The following is an 18127-nucleotide window of genomic DNA, read 5'->3' on the forward strand; positions in this document are numbered from 1 at the left end:
TTTCCTATTATATAAAATTGCTCCGAGAATTTTGAATCTGCTCTGGATGCCGGATATTTATAAATCCCATTAAATGATCATAATCGCAATGTACGATCGGAATAGAGGTATAGCGATTAATTTTAAAATATTTATGAATGCAATCGTTATTTTTCTTGTTTAAGAAATAACTAGGAATAGATACAATATAATTTCGAATATCAGCCATAGCATTCAGTCGTTCTTCCAAAGTATATTTCCCTGATTGGATGATATGATTTGCCTGTTCAAACACATGAGTATTAGATTTATAGACATCATATGGAATAATATCTATATTATTAATATCACGTATAGGAATTTGATTTTTTTCGTTTAGATATAATTTACTTAATTCATTGTACATATTTTCGTAGTTGCGGGCATATCCGGATTGATTTAAGCGTTCATATGATAAATATTTGTTAATCAGATTTTGTTTTTCACTTTCATTTAATACACCAGACACAGTATCGATTGCTTCCTTGGAATATTGGTAAATATCTATATCGACAAAATCATGATCTAAGGCAGAATCTTGCAATTGCGTATATACAAAGCAATTTACATGTTCAATGGATTTTAACTCTTTTCTGTTTACTCGACCAAATCTCTGGAATAAAGAAAACAGATCCAATAATTCTGTGAATAGATAATCAAAATCAATGTCTAAGCTTGCTTCGACAACAGAGGTTGCAATCCATATTTCGTGCGCGTTTGTGGCTGTTTGTCCTGTTCGCAGAATCTCCGCTTCTTTTTTTGCACGATCTTGATTGATAAATCGACTGTGAAGCAAATGAATATTATCAATTCCAGCAGAGCTCAGTTCCATATATAACCTTTGAGCTGTTTTTATACAATTGCAGATAACAAGAATTTTACAGCTCTCTTCCATTCTCTTTTCATCCCAAAATCTTAAAATATCATCAGCATTTAAGGTAGAGTCTATAACTTTCACATTATGTCTGGGCTTTACTGTATCAATAAAGCTATTACATGCTACATCTTCTCCCATAACTTCCTCCAGTTTCTTTCTTGCATATGGAGGCAACGTTGCGGTCAGAACTGCTACTTTTCCACCGAATTCTATGATCTTTTTGACGCCCAGAACCAGATATGCAAGCAGATCCGGTGAGTACATCTGAATTTCATCAATGATGATTTTGGAATATGAATATGTACTAAGCTTTAATTCATATCCATAATACTTTAGTACAAAATCAAATATCTGATCCAACGTTGAAATGGTAATTGGAAGCGATAATTGCTTACTTGCAGTCACATAAGTAAGCACATTATCAATATCTGTGTTGTCATCTTTATTTGTAAGATAATAGGTTTGTGTATCAGAATGTAGTAAGGCAAGCCGAGAATCGAGGTTGTGATTTTGCAATATAGTTTTTCCAATTCGTTCATACATGGCATTGATTGCTGTTTTTAATGGAAGAACAAAGATACATTTATTGTTTCCAGCCCACAATAATCCTGCCTCTGTCTTTCCACTTCCGGTAGGCGCAGTTACAATGACATTTTTATCGGAATTTTCCTGCATAAATATCTGTAATTCATTCCAGGATGCAGATTGTCCCCAAGTGTGTAATAAATCGTTCAGAGAACCTGTAAGAAAATCGTTCTTATATTCACATGGAAGATGCGCACTTGCACTGTAGTCGCACTTGTGAAGCAATCCTTTCATAAGTGTCATTTTATTGTACAAATTTACTTTATCGATAGGGATGGATTGCATTGTATTATCTTCCTGCAATTGAATAAATTTATTTATAATGGTAAGTGCTTTTCGGTTTATGCTATTAGGTAAAACATCTTTATATTCCTCATGAAATGCATCTATTAATTGATTCGAATGCGATAATATATAGGCAAAGGATGAATTATCATAATGGTTATCATGATGGTATAAAACAGCATATAAAACGGAAATAAAATCTTCCGAATTACCGAAATCGTGGTCGTCGATAAATAACGCTGATAAAAGATTATGCTGTACCTCTGAATCAGGATCAAAGCGGATGCTTTTATTATGTAGGCGCGTCTGCATATGTTCATTCACCTTACCATAATCATGTTTTTCACAGGCATAATGTAGAAGATTGTATAAATCGTCAGAGATGTAACCAAGCTGAACAAGCCGGTCTGCCTCTTTCAGAACACACGTAGTGTGTTCTGATATGGTTTCTGCCACTCCATTTGTATCTGGAGATTTAGCCCAATAAGTATTCAGCAAATTTTGAAAATCGTTGTTGTCCATAAATGCATTACCTCCTGTCAGATTTTGATTCAAATTCCAATTTGGTTAAATTATTAATTACTATACAAGTGCTACAATATTTGAATTATCATCTGCATATATTCCGCTGACTGCATCAAATATGTTGAATTTTGAGATATAGCATACTAATTTTTTATTAAAGATACGTTTATTGTCTGCAAGTACATAATCTTTATTGAGTAAAAAATTAGTTCCACAGCCGGGGATTCCGTTTTGTCCATTCAAATTGATACTATCTGAATCAATAGCTTCTGAAAGGGCATTTGAAGGAATATACATATGCATGTCGCATGTGTAGTTATCATCAATTTCCTTTAATTCTGTATAACTGCACTCTTCTACATTTACAAAATCTTCGCTTCTACCAATTGATGTAAGATCATCGATGTGATCATAGATACAGGCAAGGGTATCATCATCTGCGTGAATATGTAAAATCAATGTGATTCCATAAAGTGTCTCGTATGTTTTCGGTGCAGTAGTCAGAGTACGAAAAAGAGATATAGGATATTTGTAATGTTCTCTCTCATACGTTTCTACATTCCTTTTAACATTCTTCTCTATGGTTTTCCACTTGACTTCCTGTTTTGATAGCGCCTGAATCTTTGTCTGCTCAGTAGAAGGATTCAGATCCTTTTTCAAATCGCTTAAATACTGCCGGTGCTTTTTTACATGCTCAAGAAAAGGTTTTAATTTATCCTTTTTGTAAGCTCCTATCTTATCTGCCAGATCTTTGAGTGCACGGTATTCGTCTAAATATTCGGGATGATATACGTCGATATATTCTCCCTTGCGAAAATCGTTACCCTGCGATTTTTTTGCAGCAGCGACCTCCACATATCCATTTGATACAGTTTGACTGTTGCACATCTTGATAAGGATACCTCTGTCATTTTGCAGCGAATTTAATATGCAATGATCAAGATAGACTTCTTTCTGCATGCTCTGATAATCCCCTTGGATACTTATATCCATAGGATGATAAGAGGTAAATCCACAAGCCTTATGAATCGCCCCAATAACGGTTGAATAAGGAGGCAATGGATATGTCATACGGTTATCAACGGTCTCTTCTCTTCGGTAATTCGCAGAAGTTTGTGTGAGCTTGATGCGTAGTGCTTTCATAAAAAATCCCCCTTACTATGCGTAATAAGAGTTAACCTGATCTTTAAGCTGCTTAAAGAAATCATCAGTCTGCATAGCGTTTAATTCTCTGACAATGTCATTCTCATTTGCAAAGATACCGCATTTCAAAACGCCAGAATGGAAGTCTCCCTTCTCACTGTGCAGTTTTTCTTTGATGCCATCTTCCAGAATCAGGGATGCGTTCTTTACATTGACCACATTTTCGAAGAAATGTGTTTTTCTGTAGGATAAGCCGCCAATCACAAATAATGGTTCAGCATTATCAAGATTTCCCTTTACGACCAAAGAAAGGTTGGCAATTGCATCTAAGATAGCATTTACACGAAATGCCTTTTCTGAATTATCAGCTTCTGCGTGGAAATTCTCGTCAACGCCGATCTTATCCAAATCAATTGTGATGCTATAAACCTTCAATGATTTGTCGTATTCATACTGATATGGCATGAGTCCTGTTTCTGCTGCATCATTCTGAATGCTGAGATTGTTGTTTTTGGCATGCGTGCTCGCCAGATATAAGTTATTATGGAAACGTAACTCATTGATGAAGGAATCAACCGCAATGGCGTCTGTCAAATAGAAGGAACTGTTCCGAACATAAGTCAATCCCTGTGTAGACATATAACCGCCTTCTAAGGCACGGCAATTGGAAGCATTTAATTCTTCCGTAACTTTCTTCTGCATTACCTTGTCCAAAGATGTCTCCAAGTCATCATACAATCCGGCTTGTACGCAGATTGCATTTTTCAGACTTTCTCTGCTACGCATAGCATATTCTTTTTGATTCTTATAGATTTTCTGGATACTGGATGCATTACCAAGTCCCTCACCATAATTACTTGTCATGTTGGCAACAATTGTTAATGTTAAAGCATTTTTCTTCATATTAGTTTTCCTCCTTTTCTTTCTTGGTGTATGGAATCATAGCATTTGTAAAACTGATTGCGATATCTGACCAATTGTCAGAGTTGTCAAGAATATCATAAATAGTAGATATTTCACCGTCTGTATAACCAGATAACTGAAGCATAATTTCGAGAACACGCTCACGATCGTGGGAAACCGTAGCATTTATCAATTTGTTCTTATAACTTTTCGCTTTGTTCTCTCCATTTTTCTCTTTGATTGTTTTTCCAATATAATACCCTGCCTTTTTTGCTCGCTCAATTGTATCCTGCATAGTTTGGTTCACTCCTTTCCATTCCATATTGATTTGTACCAATGGTTGTATAATCTGAATCGTTCTGCTCTCTGTATCCATACGACTAAGCAATAATAGCTGTTCGAGAAGCTTGTCTAAATATGTATAATTTAAGCAACAGCGTATAAGCTCCTCCTCAACATTCAACCAATAATTGTAGTTGTATTTATGTACATAGCGTAAATTATAGTTGTCGTATATTTTTTTCAATCTCTGCAATGCCTGCTTTCGAATCAGCATTGTATCAAAAGATTCCTGTTCTCGATCTTTGCATATAATCTCCACGTCGCAATTCAAGAAATCGTCTGAGTGTAACATTGCCTTAATCAGTTTTGTCTGGTCTCCATCACGAACCACTCGGTTGTTGATAATCTGATCTTCTACATCCATCTTTTCTTTTAATTGATTATTACATTTGACAAGTGCGTCAATGGAAGTATTGCTGTTTACGAAGAATCCTATTTTCGTATAAGTAAATGCAAATGGTATAAAATCAAATTCGCATATATCGCTTGCAATAAATGTAGAAGTATCAAAATAGTATGAAGCCGCTTTACTTTTTCTACCTTCATCAAGATCATAGCTAAGCAAACGACAATGTGGATTCGTGTCAGACATCAATTTATTTGTGTTTGCAAAATTTCGATACATCGTTGTTTTATAACGAAAGGTTTCTTTGATTAGTTCCAGTCGATGTTCGTCAATTAAATTGAGTATGGTGTCAGTGTTTGTCCCATCGAATTTTATGCCCTTAAATAACTTCTTCATAACTGTATTCGAAGAAGTCCCACTTAGGTAAGAATTAATATCATTTATGTTATCTTGTGAAAACTCTTTGATGTGTGTTAACAACCATTCTACATTTCGGTGCTGAAATTCTCTATCATACCAGTTTTCGCAAAATAGTAAGTATCGTTCTTCTGTCAGATCTGTGCTGTTATATTGAATCCCCTGTATGTAGCCGCATATATCGGAATATACAGCATATCGATCTTTATCCTCATCATTTGTATATGTATATAGCTTCTTGCCTTCCGTCTCTTCAATGAAATCAAAAAAACGAATTAAACCAACGATTGCTGCGGAATAGCGCCATTCGGTTGGAAGAAGCAATGTGTCATATAACGGATGTTCTATTGTTACTTTCATAGTCTGGTTACACCTCCTCCTGAGCGATTATTTTTGCAACTCCAAAGCCACTGGATCGACGGGAACCAATTCCTGCTTTCAACAGATAGTCCAAAGCCGCAGAATTTCCAGTTAATTCAAAATCCCCGATAGAACACTCAATGTTGATTCCATAATGCTTCACAACGATGCTTCTGGCGTTTATTGGTGTCATTGATACCTGAGATAAGCTCTCTGAGAATCCGGCATGCTGTAACTCATATGAAATTACTCTCTGGCATTCAGTCAGAAACTGGTCTCCGGCTCTACAGGAATAGTACCAGTCTTTGTTTGTTTCAGGATTATGACTCCGAATACATAATGGTTCGCTCATTTTAACCAATAATTTATTGCCTCGAACGACATCTTCTTTTAATTGGGCTATTCGAGTTAAGGTCATTTGATTATCCATCGGCAAAGGATATGCTTTTCCCTTTTGTGCCGCAAATGCTGAATACAGAATAAATCCGGTTCTCGTATCCGGGCTGGAAAATACAATTGACATTTTCGGGCTTGTAACCTCAATATGATCCGATGTGTAGTTCGGCTGGTCGAAGATAGTTGAAAAGCAAAAAGCCTTTTCTTTGGCTGGTCCATAGAAGTCAGAAAAGTATTTACCATCATTTGCATTTGACAAACAATGCTTTATGAACGACAGAAAACTTCTTCTATAGTCTATGGGTAAGACGCAGCTTTTTAATTTGAATGATAATTGAAACTTCATTTTAGCTCCTCCTTTCATGTAGTTTATGCTATAGGTATAGCATATATTTTTTTAAAGTCAATATTTAACCATGAATATAATTTATGTAAAACGATTTGACATTAAAATAAAATCTAGATATAATTCATATGTTTATTCATATTGGAATGTTAATTGAATATAATTTATTTAACATTTTTTAATTTAACCATATTGGAAATGTAATTTTATAGCGTGATAAATATCCGTTGGATTTGCTAGCTATATCCTCTTTTTGAGTATAATACACTATCAACTGTACATAAAAACGGACTTGTAATCACTTTTTGGATTTTATTTAAGAAAATTTCAGATTTTTATAAAATATCCCCAATAATAATCCCCCATCAATATAAAATAATTTTACTACAAATATTTACAAGAAACAACAAAAATATCCATGGAACACAATAAGTTCATAAATACAATAAAGCCGCATATCCATAACAGATACGCGGCTGCTTGCGTGTTGTTGAAATTATCTTTGAATGCGGATTAATCAATCCCAAACTTTCGCTCCTCTTCCACCACATCCAGCTTCTTAACATCCATCCCGGTGATCTGGACAAATCGGCGTCCGGCGAGGAATGCCACCAGCTCGTCGATGGCTGCTTGTGATCCCTGCACTTCCATCTCGACATCTCCGTTATAGAGGTTCTTTACCCAACCGGTAAGCTGGAGCTGGTTGGCTTTGTGTTCGGAATAATACCGGAAGCCGACACCCTGCACGCTTCCGTGAAATATGATATGTTTTCTGACGATATCTGCCATGTTGTTCTCCATTTTTTATTATATGTGTTTTTCTTGCTTGCTTTCATTCTGGAAACACACAAAATGTGTTTTTTCACTTATTTCTTCTCTCGAAAACACACTATTCGTTTCGGGATGTATTGATAAGCTTCCTAAGTGTGTTTTTTTGCTCGCTTTACACTTTGAAAACACACGAAATGTGTTTTCCTCTTCATAACCAATAATTATTTAATTATAAGACATTTTTCTTGCTGGTGCAATGAAATAAGAAAGAGATAATCATTCCCATAGAAATAATTATCTCTTTCCGCGTGTATCGTTATTTACATTACAGACACTTCTTCACATCATCCACAATCTGTTCCACGGTCAGATGATTGTCCTTTAATACGTCATTTACATCATAACGGTCGAGGAATTCCTTCTTGATACCGAAGTTCAATACCTTCATATCAGAAGCTCCGTAGAACCAGGTAATCTTCTCGCCGAAACCACCGTCTAATATACCGTCTTCGAGCGTGATAACCACCTCGTGATTAGCCTTTAAGTCTTCGAGCATAGCCTCATCAAGACCGGTAATGTAATACGGATTGATAATCGTTGCTTCGATGCCGGTTGCTTCTTTCAGTGCTTTGGCTGCGTCTATACCGAGTCCGTAGAACGAACCAAGCCCGATGATAGCGACCTTGCTGCCCTGCTTCGTGATCTCATACTTGTTCAGCTTTGAGAAGTCTTTTGTGACAGCCTTACCGTCGGAGACAAATGCACCTCCCGGTACGCGGATGGCAACCGGATGCTCTGTCTGGGCGATACTCCAGTCTAACATGGCAAGGTACTCTTCCTTTGTCGTTGGTGCGAGGTAGACAAGTTCCGGGATATTTGCCATCATAGGGATATCATAGATGCCAAGGTGTGTGACGTCGTTCATACCATAAATGGATGCTGAAAATGTCAGGATCGTTGCCGGATTGCCGTTTACACACAGATCCTGTGCCAGCTGGTCATAGGTTCTCTGGATAAATGTGCTGTATACGCCGTAGACCGGTTTGCCACCGCTTTTCGCAATACCGGAGGCGAGTGCCACAGCTGTTTCCTCGGCGATTCCGACATCCACGAATTGTCTGCCCGCTTCCTTTCGCTTATCTTCCGTGAAGCCCATTACCGTCGGTGTGGCAGATGTGATGGTCACAACACTTGGATCTTCTTTCATTTTCTTCATCAGGTAGTCACAGGTAACGCTGGAATAATCCTCACCACCAAAATCTGCGATTACCTCGCCGGTCTCGATATCAAACGGCAGATGCCAGTGCCACTCTTCCTTGTGTGTTTCGGCGAGCTTGTAGCCTTTTCCTTTCAGGGTACGAATGTGTACCACAACTGGTTTTACGCTGTCCTTGACGCTCTCAAACGCCTTGATTAACGCCTGAATATCATTCCCCTCATGAACATACACATAGTCAAGTTCCATCGCCTTAAAAAGGTTACATTCTGCCTGTCCGTTTGTCTCACGCAGGAGCTTTAAGTTCTGGTAGAGACCACCGTGATTTTCTGCGATCGACATATCGTTATCGTTCACAACGATGATCAGGTTGCTCTGCAGCTCGGATGCAAAATCAAGTCCTTCTAATGCTTCACCACCGCTCAAGGATCCATCGCCGATGATTGCAATCACATTTCCGCTCTCGCCTCGCACATCACGCCCCTTTGCAAGACCACATGCTAAGCTGATAGAGGTAGATGTATGACCAATCACAAAATGGTCATGGTCACTTTCTTCCGGGTTGCTGTAGCCGGATACATCGTCGTAATGATCTTCGTAGAGATACGCGTCCTTTCTGCCAGTAAGCATCTTGTGTGGGTAGGTCTGATGAGATACGTCAAACACGAATTTATCCTTCGGAGATTCAAATACATAGTGCAAAGCAATCGTTGCTTCTACCATACCGAAGTTTGGACCGAAATGTCCGCCGTGGATGCTGGCACGCTTCAAAAGTGCCTGACGCATCTCAGCAGCTAAGCTTGTAAGTTCGTCGTTTGAAAGCTTCTTCACATCCTCTGGACCGTTGATTTTCTCAATGTACATAACGTTTGTTCCTCCTGAAATTTTCTTATTATTATCTCTTAAAAAAGGATGAATACTATCGTTATTCATCCTATCTGTATTTACTATACAACCTAAACTTAGCTTTAGGTCAAGAAAAATTTTTTATAAATTATAAATCGTTACCGGATAATTGTGTTCATAAAAATCCCTACTTATATCCTATAAGCGTCAAAAAGTCCGTTTATCGAAGCCGCTTCAAAATCTCCTGAAAATAATTCGGAAGTTCTGCATGCCATTCCATGTATTCTCCGGTGATTGGGTGGTCGAATCCGAGTACCCCTGCATGTAATACCTGTCCCTGTGTTGCAAAAGGCTTCTGTTTTGGTCCATACACCTCATCCCCAAGCAATGGATGATTGATGCTTGCCATATGGACACGGATCTGGTGTGTCCGTCCGGTTTCAAGCTCGCATTCCACAAGGGAGAAGTTCTGCTTTAACCGTTCAATCACACGGTAATGTGTGACAGCATGTCTGCCGTTTGGATCGATGGCCATCTTCTTGCGGTCGGTTTTGTGTCTTGCGATTGGTTTGTCGATCGTTCCCTCATCTGTGGCAAACTGATTGTAGACGATCGCTGTGTAGACACGGTGAATGTCATGTACTTTGAATTTATCAGATAGTACCCGGTGTGCCTGGTCGCTTTTGCAGGCAACCAAAAGGCCTGTCGTATCCATATCGATCCGATGGACAATTCCCGGACGTAATACCCCGTTGATCGAGGATAAGGAATCCTTGCAATGATACATCAGGGCGTTAACAAGCGTTCCGCTTGTATGCCCCGGTGCCGGATGTACGACCATGCCCTTCGGTTTGTTGACGACGATGATATCATCGTCCTCATAGACGATATCGAGTGGAATATCCTCCGGCTCAATATCTAATTCTTCTGCGTCCGGGATCTCGACAGCAATCGCATCGCCGGCCCGGAGCTTGTAATTGGATTTGACGGATCTGCCATTTACGGTTATGAAATTGTCATCTAACAGCTTCTGGATATACGAACGCGACTGGTCAGGTATCTGTTCGGTCAGATATTTGTCCAGCCGCGTACCGATGTCTGCGGAAACTGCGCCGACTGTATAATTGTAAGTTTCCATATTGTAATATCTTAATCTTTGTTCGTTTTTGATTCTTTAGAATTGAAGTCTGCTTCTATCGCGGTATCATTTCCGGTTTCCTGTTTCTGACTCATTGTTTTCCGCTCTGATTTTGAGAATAATGCATCAATCTCATGTTCATGATAGTAAAATGCACACAGTAAAATCAACACGATCATGCTGACTGTCACATAGATATCCGCGACATTAAAAATCGGAAAATTGATCAAACGGAAATCAAAAAAATCCACCACATAACGTAAGGAAATGCGGTCAATCATATTTCCAATCGCACCGGATACAAGGAATACAAGGCAGACACGAATCGGTGTGAAGCGCTTGTTCTGCGGAATCTTTGCATAGAAGCATGCGCAGACAAGCAATACAAGAACGGTCAGAATCAGAAATATTGTTCTGCCGTTTTTGAACATCCCCCATGCGATACCGGTATTCTGAATATATGTCAAATGAAATACATTTTTGATCAGCGGGTGCGATTCATATAATGCAAAGGAGGTGCGCACGATGAATTTCGTGATCTGGTCGAGTGCAACAAGTAAACCGATACAAAGGATCGGCATAATATAGATTTTAATTTTATGTTTAGTATTCATCCTGATATCTTTCCTGTAATTCTTTGAGTGCCAGAAGCATATCCTCTTCACTTACATCCATATCGATATAGGCGTGTCCGATAGTCTCTAACAAGATAAATTTGATCTTGCCGCCAACAGCTTTTTTGTCGTTTTTTGTATAGGATACGATTGTATCAAAATCTGCATCGGCTGGCAATTTTGGCACATGGTATGGTTTCATGCTGTGTAGGATATCCCGCAGCTCTGCCTGTGTAATATTCCCCTTTTTGTAGGAAATGATACTGGCAAGTGCACATCCGATCAGTACACATTCGCCATGCAGAAATTCAAAATTCATATATTTTTCAATGGCATGTCCCAGGGTGTGTCCAAAATTTAACAGCGCACGTTCCCCCTTCTCAGTCGGATCATTTTCAACAACATTTTTCTTTACGACGTTGCTTTCATAGATCATTTCTCCGATGGTAGGAAGGTCAAGCGATGCAATCTGCGCTTCGTTTTCCTTCAGCCATGTAAAATAATTGGCATTCTTGATTAGGCCATGCTTGATGATTTCTCCCATACCTGAACAAAACTGGCGGTTTGATAATGTCTTTAACACAGACAGGTTCATATACACCAGTTTGGGCATATGAAAGGCACCAACCATGTTCTTGTAGGAATCGAAATCTACACCGGTTTTTCCTCCGATGCTGGAATCCACCTGTGACAACAGGCTGGTTGGAATCTGGATAAAGTCGATACCACGCAGATAGGTGGCTGCCGCATATCCGGTCAAATCGCCGACCACACCGCCACCGAGGGCAATCAGTACATCGTTTCGATCAAATTTCTCTTTGATCAGGTGAGTGTACAGATCTCTTACTATATTTAAGTTTTTACTTTCCTCTCCTTCCGGAAATACAAAGGATGTTGTATATGTGCAGGCATCTTTGATAGAAAGCAATATAGCATCCATATATAAGGATGCTACATGACTTTCGGATACCACACAGATCTTACGGTTACTGTAGCCAAGTTCCCTTACCATATGAGGAAGCGCATCAAAGCTTTCTTCGTATACAATGTCATAGATTGGCTTATCATCAAGATGGACAGTTAAATTCTTCATGGTAACTCTTCTTTCTGTAGGTATATAAATATTCGATTAAATAAATTCAAAACCATCATCATCGGTTTCGGTATCTTCATCTTCACCTTCTCCGATCAATGCAGGTCCGGTGTTCTTTTTTGATTCTACTTCGCCTTCGATACTTTCTGCATGTTCTTCTGAATCTACATCATCGTTGGACTCTGATGAATGAGAAATCGTAGGAATCTCATCAATATCTGTCTCCTTTGGAGCAGGCTCCGGTTTTACTTCCGGTTCTGGTTTTCTCTCTGGTGTAGAAGCAGGTTCCGGTGTTGGCTCTGGCTTTGCTTCTGGTTTAGGAGTGCGTTCTGGCTCTGGACGTGCTTCACGCTTTGGCTCCGGTGCATGTTTTGATTCTGAATCCGGCTTTGGTGCTTTGGCAGCCTGAGCAGCGGCTTCCTTTGCTTTCTGAACAGCCGCGGCAGCCTCAGAGCTTCCTACGGTTGCGCGTTTCATTTTCTTTCGATCTTCCGCAGAATTTGCAACCTTCAAAGATGATTTTTTCTCTTCTGAACCTTTTTCCTTTGCATCAAATGGATTATAATCCTTCTGATCCTTTGGCTTAAACGGATCAACAAAATTCTGTCCTGCACTTAATGATTGTGTATAGACAGCACTTGTGCTGGTTGTATCACCACTGCCAAATGCACCATTAAAGTTACCCAATGTAGATTCATCCCGCAACTGAGGATCTCCGGTGTAGGCACCAAACCCGTCACCTGCAGAGGCAGAAGCCTGTTTTTCCTCGCCACCCATAAGTGTCCATGCACGATCATCAATCATAGAGGATGGATCAAAATCCTGCTCGCCCAAAAACTCAAATTGTTTTTTGAGTAAGGAACAGAAATTAGATTTATAAGCGGTGTATTTGGCTTCTAATAATGCAATCTCATCTTCCAGACGATCCAAACGTATTTCTGCATCAGATACAATGTTTTTTGCCTGAATTTTGGCATCTCGAATAATCTCCTTTGCTTCTTTTGTTGCATTAGAGATTGTCTCTACTGTATCTTTTTCAGCACGTTTCAAGCTCTTTTCAAGATGTGATTCTTTGGAACGATAATTCTGTAATGTATCGTTTAATATGGAGACCTTCTCTTTTAACTCCGCATTTGAACGATACAAGGATTCATAGCTTTCTGAAACACTGTCAAAAAATGTGTTTACATCTTTCTTGTCGTAACCCAATCCGACATGGAATTTCTTCTGTTGAATATCAACTGGTGTAAGCAACTTTTCAACCCCCCTATTCGTTTAGTATTGTACGTATGGTGTCAGGGCATCCTGACCAACCAGTTCCTCTCTCAAATCCCCGGATACTTCGATATCCTGTGGTGTTGCAATAAATATGTTGGAGGATACCACATTCAAAGAGCCTCCCATTGCATAGCAGGCACCACCAACATAATCGATGATACGCTGTGCGACTGCGACATCCAATCCCTCAATATTTATTACAATTGTTTTGTTTGCACGCAGAAAATCAATGACAGACTGTGCTTCATCGGTTTCCTGAGGCTTAATAACAAATACTTCGCTTCGATTTCGGAAATCAGCACTCCGGCTATATGATTGTCTCTGCGAATCTTTGAAATCAACCAGTTTTCCGCTTGAAGAACTGCTGGCTGTACTACGATGGGAAGATGCGGATTGCTGCGTTGCTGCTTCATATTTGGAAGTAGAGACAGAACGTCCGTTAGACTTTCCAAAAGATGATTTTGCCTTAGCTGTTCTGGATGGCTTTACATCTTCGTAATCATCATCGTCATCGTCGTCATAATCATCATCGTCAAACAGATCATCTTCAAATTCATCTTCATCATCATCTATATTTTTGACTTTGAAAAAATCAAGAAAACTCTTTTTACCTGCATCCTTTGCCATAACCTTATTCTCCTTAATTAAATATTATAATTTCGCGCACCGAAAATGGCAGTTCCGACACGAATCATAGTCGCGCCCTCCTCGACGGCGATTTCATAATCATTGGTCATACCCATTGATAAAACGTTCATATCAATATTATCAATGCATTTGGATTTTATGTCAAGCGATAATTGGTGCATTTCACGGAAATAACCGCGATTTTCTTCTGGATTTTCCACAAACGGAGCGATTGTCATCAGTCCTTTGACGCGAATATGTGGCATGTCCTTGATTGCGTCAATCAGGGAGTAAACTTCATCCTCGCGGATACCAAATTTTGTTTCTTCCTGTGCGATATTTATTTCAAGAAGCACGTTTACAATAACGTCTTTTTTGGCGGCTTCCTTTTCAATTTCTTTTGCAAGATGTACAGAGTCCACACTGTGAATCATACATGCTTTATCAACAATGTATTTCACTTTATTTGTCTGAAGGTGACCGATTAAGTGCCAGTGAACCGGTTTGGATACATGCTCGTATTTGTCGACCATTTCCTGTACTTTATTTTCACCAAATTCCATGACTCCGTGTGATAACAGTTCCTCCACATCGGACAATGGTTTTGTTTTGCTGACGGCAATAATTGTAACATCCTGAAAATTACGTCCGGAACGCTCACATGCTTTTTTTACATTCTCTACTACTTGCTCATAATTCTCGTATAGCATTTGTAATCAAGACCTTTCTTAATGATTATTAATATATAAGCTGATTCTCTGTGACACTCTGTGCATCCAGCACGATATTATCGTAAGCTTTCAGCTCTTCGCCACTTTTAATCAGAACAAATTCATCGATTGTTTTAATAACAGTTACCTGTCGGAATTCTGCAATACCTTGATTTGCAAAATACACGCCGGTTAAAGGATAATATTCCAATAGGGAGGCAGCAATCGTTGCGTTGGAAGTAATGTTGACCAATATATCAGAGTCTTCAAACCCTTCCGGGTCAATATAAGCATATTTGTCATCTGTCTTATAGATTTTTGGCTGCATCTGTTGAATCGTCTTGTTGCCGTTATCGTCTGTTCTCTGTAGATTCAGCCGGTTTTCATTATTTTGATTGCTTCCTGCGGACAGATAACTAAGTGGAATCCGGTATACCTGCTTTTCTATAAGTGCGGAATTAGGAATCTTCAGTCCGGTTTCATCCGATTGTATTAATTCTATTGTGACAAAGCGTTCAGATAAATAATTGGACATATATTTATCAATTGCAATGTTGATATAGGATCCGTCAGAGCCTTCAACAATTGTAAACGGCATCGTAATTGTGAAGTTGGAATTATTGATACGGAACTTGACATAGGATTGTCCGTCTAATTCTGCCAGCTGATCCTGTGAGATCGGGGCAACAATATTCCATTGTTCCGATGGAATAATCTTTACAATTGGAGTCCCCGCGTCCGCATAATCCCCGGATTTCATCGCCTTTTTTTCATATCCGGCTTTGTCAAAATCAGATGCTTTGATATTTTCAGATATCTGATAGCCCTCATAGCCGTCAATATAATAGGTCACCAAACCACTGTCGGGAGCATTGATGGACGAAAGGCTGTAACCAGAAGTACCAGCCTGCTGCATCAGAACCTCATTTGTTAACTCAAAGACTTTGTTGTTCGCACTGGTTTCAAAGCTATAAGCATTATAAAATGTAACATCGCTGTAGGATAACTTATAGGAAGATATCAGGGAACGAATGTTTGCATAGTCGTTGCTCGTCAGAAGAGAATTGTAATTGTCATCGGAATGATTGTCGGTATTGTAGATATCTCCTGTTTCATCAATGGTACACACCGTGGAATTCTTTTTTACCTTTTCTCCATCTGTAATATAATAACAGATGTATCCGGAACTTTGTGTGTTGACAATCACTTCGTCGCGAATGGCAAGTCCCTGTAAGGTAATGTCATTGCTGACATCTCCCTTGCTGACCTGGTAGATCGTGACGGATTCTTTGCTGAGTGATGTTATGACACTGATAACGACATACAGCAAAACAGCTGCAATAACTATAGTTGCAGCGTTTGCACGTATCTCTTTATTCAGTTGTATGATATGGTTTGGCTGTTTCATATCCTCACCTGTCTGTTTGTATTTTAGAGTTTACAGACTACATTTTCTGCATATTCTGCTGGAAGCATGGATTCTTCAACTGCCGTGCTGATCACAAATGTAACATTGTACTTCTCTGAAATCCTGTCAATTTCTTTGAGGGCAGCACCAAGTGCATCTGCTTCAATATTGCACATCATCATGAAGTTGTCCAAAAAGATATGGGTTAGATTATGGTTGGAAGAAATCAGTCCCTGAATAAAGCCCATAAAAGCATCTGGGGATTGAATATCATATTCGTGCAGATTTACGAGCCGGATTATGTTCGAAAGTTCATACATATGTTTGTTACTCTTATCAATGTAAATGATAGAACCGCTTGTACGTTTGCTTTCGTTGTTCGCTCTTTCCACCATTTTTCTGGTCTTTCCGTTTCCTTTTGCTCCAATAATTAATTCCAGCATGACATGTCCTCCTTAGTCTGTTAAACATAATAAACGTATAATTGAATCATATAAGTCCGCTTTGGAATTGCCTGCTGAGGCAACGACAACATAATCTTTCCCATCTTTTTTCAAATACATGGCCAGACAGTTACCAGCTCCATCTGTTGTTCCTGTCTTCCAGGATTCCAGTTGAAAAGGAGCAGGTAAAGAGGCATCACCGGTAACGAATAAATTCGTTGCGGTGCTCTCTGTATCAATAGCCGATCCGTTTGAATCATAAAATGTGTATGTATATGTGTCAAAACCATCAATATCACGAAGAATCTGATGGCTATGGACTTCTTTTATAATCAGGTACATGTCATAAGCCGTAGAATAATGATTTGGATTGTCCAAACCATGCGGGTTCATGAAATGCGTATTGGTTGCACCAAGCTGCATTGCCTTTTCATTCATACGATCACAGAAGCTTTGTACATCCCCTGCAACATATTCTGCGAGATACAAGGCGTAATAGTTGTTAGATTCCAGCATCAGACCATATAACAGATCTTTTACAGAAATGCTGTATCCGCGATGAAGTTGGCTTGGAGCAACGTCCTCGGCTGTCAGATCATAATTTTGTGTGATCGTAACCATATCATCCAGAGAAATGGAACCTGCTTCAACTGCATCTGCAACTACGATGGCAGTCATCATTTTGGTCATACTCGCCGGATACATTCGCTGATGTACATTCTTAGCGGCAAGTACGGATTGATCAGTTTCGTTAATAAAAAGTACATAATAATTGTCCGGAAACAAATCAGACTGTGTACTGTCATCCCGATATACAATCGTATCTTTCTGTTGGAAATCCACATTGTCCGACTGGTGAACCAGATCATCCACAATATAAGTCACGGAATCCGCATCCGGATACGCAGCTTTTACATGGTTGTTCACAATACAGACAATGGAGATAAACAATGTCAGGATTACAAATAGTATTAAATTTCTCGTTAAATATTTACTTTGCATAGCTTCATTAGTGCTTAAATAATTCTCTCCAGTCCAAATCACCATGATCCAATGCTTTGATCAATAATTCTGCTGTCGCAAGATTGGTTGCAAGTGGAATGTTGTGGATATCGCATAAGGAAAAAATATTGTTAATATCGACATCATGACTTTTTTTCGTCTGTGGATCACGTAAAAAAATCATCATATCCAAGTCATTACTTTCAATCATGGCGCCAAGCTGCTGCTCTCCTCCGGTATGACCGGCAAGAAACTTGTGGACAGTAAGATTGGTAACCTCTTCAATCATACGTCCGGTTGTTCCGGTTGCATAGAGCTCATGATGAGACATTATCCCCCGATAAGCGATACAGAAATTCTGCATTAATTTTTTTTTCGCATCATGTGCGATTAAACCGATGTTCATGTACGGTTCTCCTTAAGTAACATTATAGTCTT

Annotated in this window: 17 protein-coding genes; all 17 read right to left on the minus strand. The window is 39.1% G+C overall.

What is annotated here, in order from left to right; translation table 11 throughout:
• Positions 1–7 precede the first annotated feature (7 nt).
• Complete coding sequence (gene cas3, locus ACZQK9_RS02230; protein WP_483269466.1) at positions 8–2287, minus strand: CRISPR-associated helicase Cas3'; 2280 nt, start codon at positions 2285–2287, stop codon at positions 8–10.
• A 60-nt stretch (positions 2288–2347) separates the two neighbouring features.
• A complete protein-coding gene (gene cas5 / locus ACZQK9_RS02235; RefSeq protein ID WP_483269467.1) occupies positions 2348–3433 on the minus strand; it encodes a CRISPR-associated protein Cas5 in 1086 nt (361 codons plus the stop codon).
• Positions 3434–3448: 15 nt separating this feature from the next.
• Complete coding sequence (gene cas7i / locus ACZQK9_RS02240; protein ID WP_483269468.1) at positions 3449–4336, minus strand: type I-B CRISPR-associated protein Cas7/Cst2/DevR; 888 nt, start codon at positions 4334–4336, stop codon at positions 3449–3451.
• A 1-nt stretch (position 4337) separates the two neighbouring features.
• Positions 4338–5801 (minus strand): type I CRISPR-associated protein Cas8a1/Csx8, encoded by a 1464-nt coding sequence (cas8a1, locus tag ACZQK9_RS02245; RefSeq protein WP_483269469.1) that lies wholly within the window; start codon positions 5799–5801, stop codon positions 4338–4340.
• A gap of 7 nt (positions 5802–5808) precedes the next feature.
• Entirely contained in the window at positions 5809–6543 is a 735-nt protein-coding gene (gene cas6, locus ACZQK9_RS02250) for a CRISPR-associated endoribonuclease Cas6 (protein ID WP_483269470.1), read from the minus strand.
• A gap of 513 nt (positions 6544–7056) precedes the next feature.
• Complete coding sequence (locus ACZQK9_RS02255; protein WP_483269471.1) at positions 7057–7332, minus strand: acylphosphatase; 276 nt, start codon at positions 7330–7332, stop codon at positions 7057–7059.
• A gap of 307 nt (positions 7333–7639) precedes the next feature.
• The gene (locus ACZQK9_RS02260) at positions 7640–9394 is read right to left on the minus strand and encodes a 1-deoxy-D-xylulose-5-phosphate synthase (RefSeq protein ID WP_483269472.1); all 1755 of its coding nucleotides are present in this window, start codon (positions 9392–9394) and stop codon (positions 7640–7642) included.
• A gap of 202 nt (positions 9395–9596) precedes the next feature.
• Positions 9597–10514 (minus strand): RluA family pseudouridine synthase, encoded by a 918-nt coding sequence (locus ACZQK9_RS02265; RefSeq protein ID WP_483269473.1) that lies wholly within the window; start codon positions 10512–10514, stop codon positions 9597–9599.
• Between the two features lie 11 nt (positions 10515–10525).
• Positions 10526–11128, minus strand: a complete 603-nt coding sequence (gene lspA / locus ACZQK9_RS02270; protein ID WP_483269474.1) for a signal peptidase II — start codon at positions 11126–11128, stop codon at positions 10526–10528.
• Positions 11118–12221, minus strand: coding sequence for a 3-dehydroquinate synthase (gene aroB, locus ACZQK9_RS02275; protein WP_178017261.1), 1104 nt, complete (start codon positions 12219–12221; stop codon positions 11118–11120). Before aroB ends, lspA begins: the two co-directional genes overlap by 11 nt.
• 36 nt (positions 12222–12257) lie before the next feature.
• Positions 12258–13475, minus strand: coding sequence for a DivIVA domain-containing protein (locus tag ACZQK9_RS02280; protein ID WP_178017262.1), 1218 nt, complete (start codon positions 13473–13475; stop codon positions 12258–12260).
• 21 nt (positions 13476–13496) lie between these two features.
• Positions 13497–14126, minus strand: a complete 630-nt coding sequence (locus tag ACZQK9_RS02285) for a cell division protein SepF (protein ID WP_178017263.1) — start codon at positions 14124–14126, stop codon at positions 13497–13499.
• Positions 14127–14143: 17 nt separating this feature from the next.
• Positions 14144–14836, minus strand: a complete 693-nt coding sequence (locus tag ACZQK9_RS02290) for a YggS family pyridoxal phosphate-dependent enzyme (protein WP_216507104.1) — start codon at positions 14834–14836, stop codon at positions 14144–14146.
• A gap of 28 nt (positions 14837–14864) precedes the next feature.
• Complete coding sequence (locus ACZQK9_RS02295) at positions 14865–16244, minus strand: biotin/lipoyl attachment domain-containing protein (RefSeq protein ID WP_216507105.1); 1380 nt, start codon at positions 16242–16244, stop codon at positions 14865–14867.
• Positions 16245–16267: 23 nt separating this feature from the next.
• Positions 16268–16687, minus strand: a complete 420-nt coding sequence (locus tag ACZQK9_RS02300; protein ID WP_216507106.1) for a twitching motility protein PilT — start codon at positions 16685–16687, stop codon at positions 16268–16270.
• A gap of 12 nt (positions 16688–16699) precedes the next feature.
• Positions 16700–17689, minus strand: a complete 990-nt coding sequence (locus ACZQK9_RS02305) for a D-alanyl-D-alanine carboxypeptidase family protein (RefSeq protein WP_483269475.1) — start codon at positions 17687–17689, stop codon at positions 16700–16702.
• A 7-nt stretch (positions 17690–17696) separates the two neighbouring features.
• Complete coding sequence (locus tag ACZQK9_RS02310; RefSeq protein WP_178017268.1) at positions 17697–18095, minus strand: methylglyoxal synthase; 399 nt, start codon at positions 18093–18095, stop codon at positions 17697–17699.
• Positions 18096–18127 lie beyond the last annotated feature (32 nt).

The sequence above is a fragment of the Wujia sp. genome, assembly GCF_056872695.1.

Coding starts and splice junctions, on each gene's coding strand:
- cas3 (WP_483269466.1), bottom strand. CDS start 2,287: ATGGACAACAACGATTTTCAAAATTTGCTGAATACTTATTGGGCTAAA.
- cas5 (WP_483269467.1), bottom strand. CDS start 3,433: ATGAAAGCACTACGCATCAAGCTCACACAAACTTCTGCGAATTACCGA.
- cas7i (WP_483269468.1), bottom strand. CDS start 4,336: ATGAAGAAAAATGCTTTAACATTAACAATTGTTGCCAACATGACAAGT.
- cas8a1 (WP_483269469.1), bottom strand. CDS start 5,801: ATGAAAGTAACAATAGAACATCCGTTATATGACACATTGCTTCTTCCA.
- cas6 (WP_483269470.1), bottom strand. CDS start 6,543: ATGAAGTTTCAATTATCATTCAAATTAAAAAGCTGCGTCTTACCCATA.
- ACZQK9_RS02255 (WP_483269471.1), bottom strand. CDS start 7,332: ATGGCAGATATCGTCAGAAAACATATCATATTTCACGGAAGCGTGCAG.
- ACZQK9_RS02260 (WP_483269472.1), bottom strand. CDS start 9,394: ATGTACATTGAGAAAATCAACGGTCCAGAGGATGTGAAGAAGCTTTCA.
- ACZQK9_RS02265 (WP_483269473.1), bottom strand. CDS start 10,514: ATGGAAACTTACAATTATACAGTCGGCGCAGTTTCCGCAGACATCGGT.
- lspA (WP_483269474.1), bottom strand. CDS start 11,128: ATGAATACTAAACATAAAATTAAAATCTATATTATGCCGATCCTTTGT.
- aroB (WP_178017261.1), bottom strand. CDS start 12,221: ATGAAGAATTTAACTGTCCATCTTGATGATAAGCCAATCTATGACATT.
- ACZQK9_RS02285 (WP_178017263.1), bottom strand. CDS start 14,126: ATGGCAAAGGATGCAGGTAAAAAGAGTTTTCTTGATTTTTTCAAAGTC.
- ACZQK9_RS02290 (WP_216507104.1), bottom strand. CDS start 14,836: ATGCTATACGAGAATTATGAGCAAGTAGTAGAGAATGTAAAAAAAGCA.
- ACZQK9_RS02295 (WP_216507105.1), bottom strand. CDS start 16,244: ATGAAACAGCCAAACCATATCATACAACTGAATAAAGAGATACGTGCA.
- ACZQK9_RS02300 (WP_216507106.1), bottom strand. CDS start 16,687: ATGCTGGAATTAATTATTGGAGCAAAAGGAAACGGAAAGACCAGAAAA.
- ACZQK9_RS02305 (WP_483269475.1), bottom strand. CDS start 17,689: ATGCAAAGTAAATATTTAACGAGAAATTTAATACTATTTGTAATCCTG.
- ACZQK9_RS02310 (WP_178017268.1), bottom strand. CDS start 18,095: ATGAACATCGGTTTAATCGCACATGATGCGAAAAAAAAATTAATGCAG.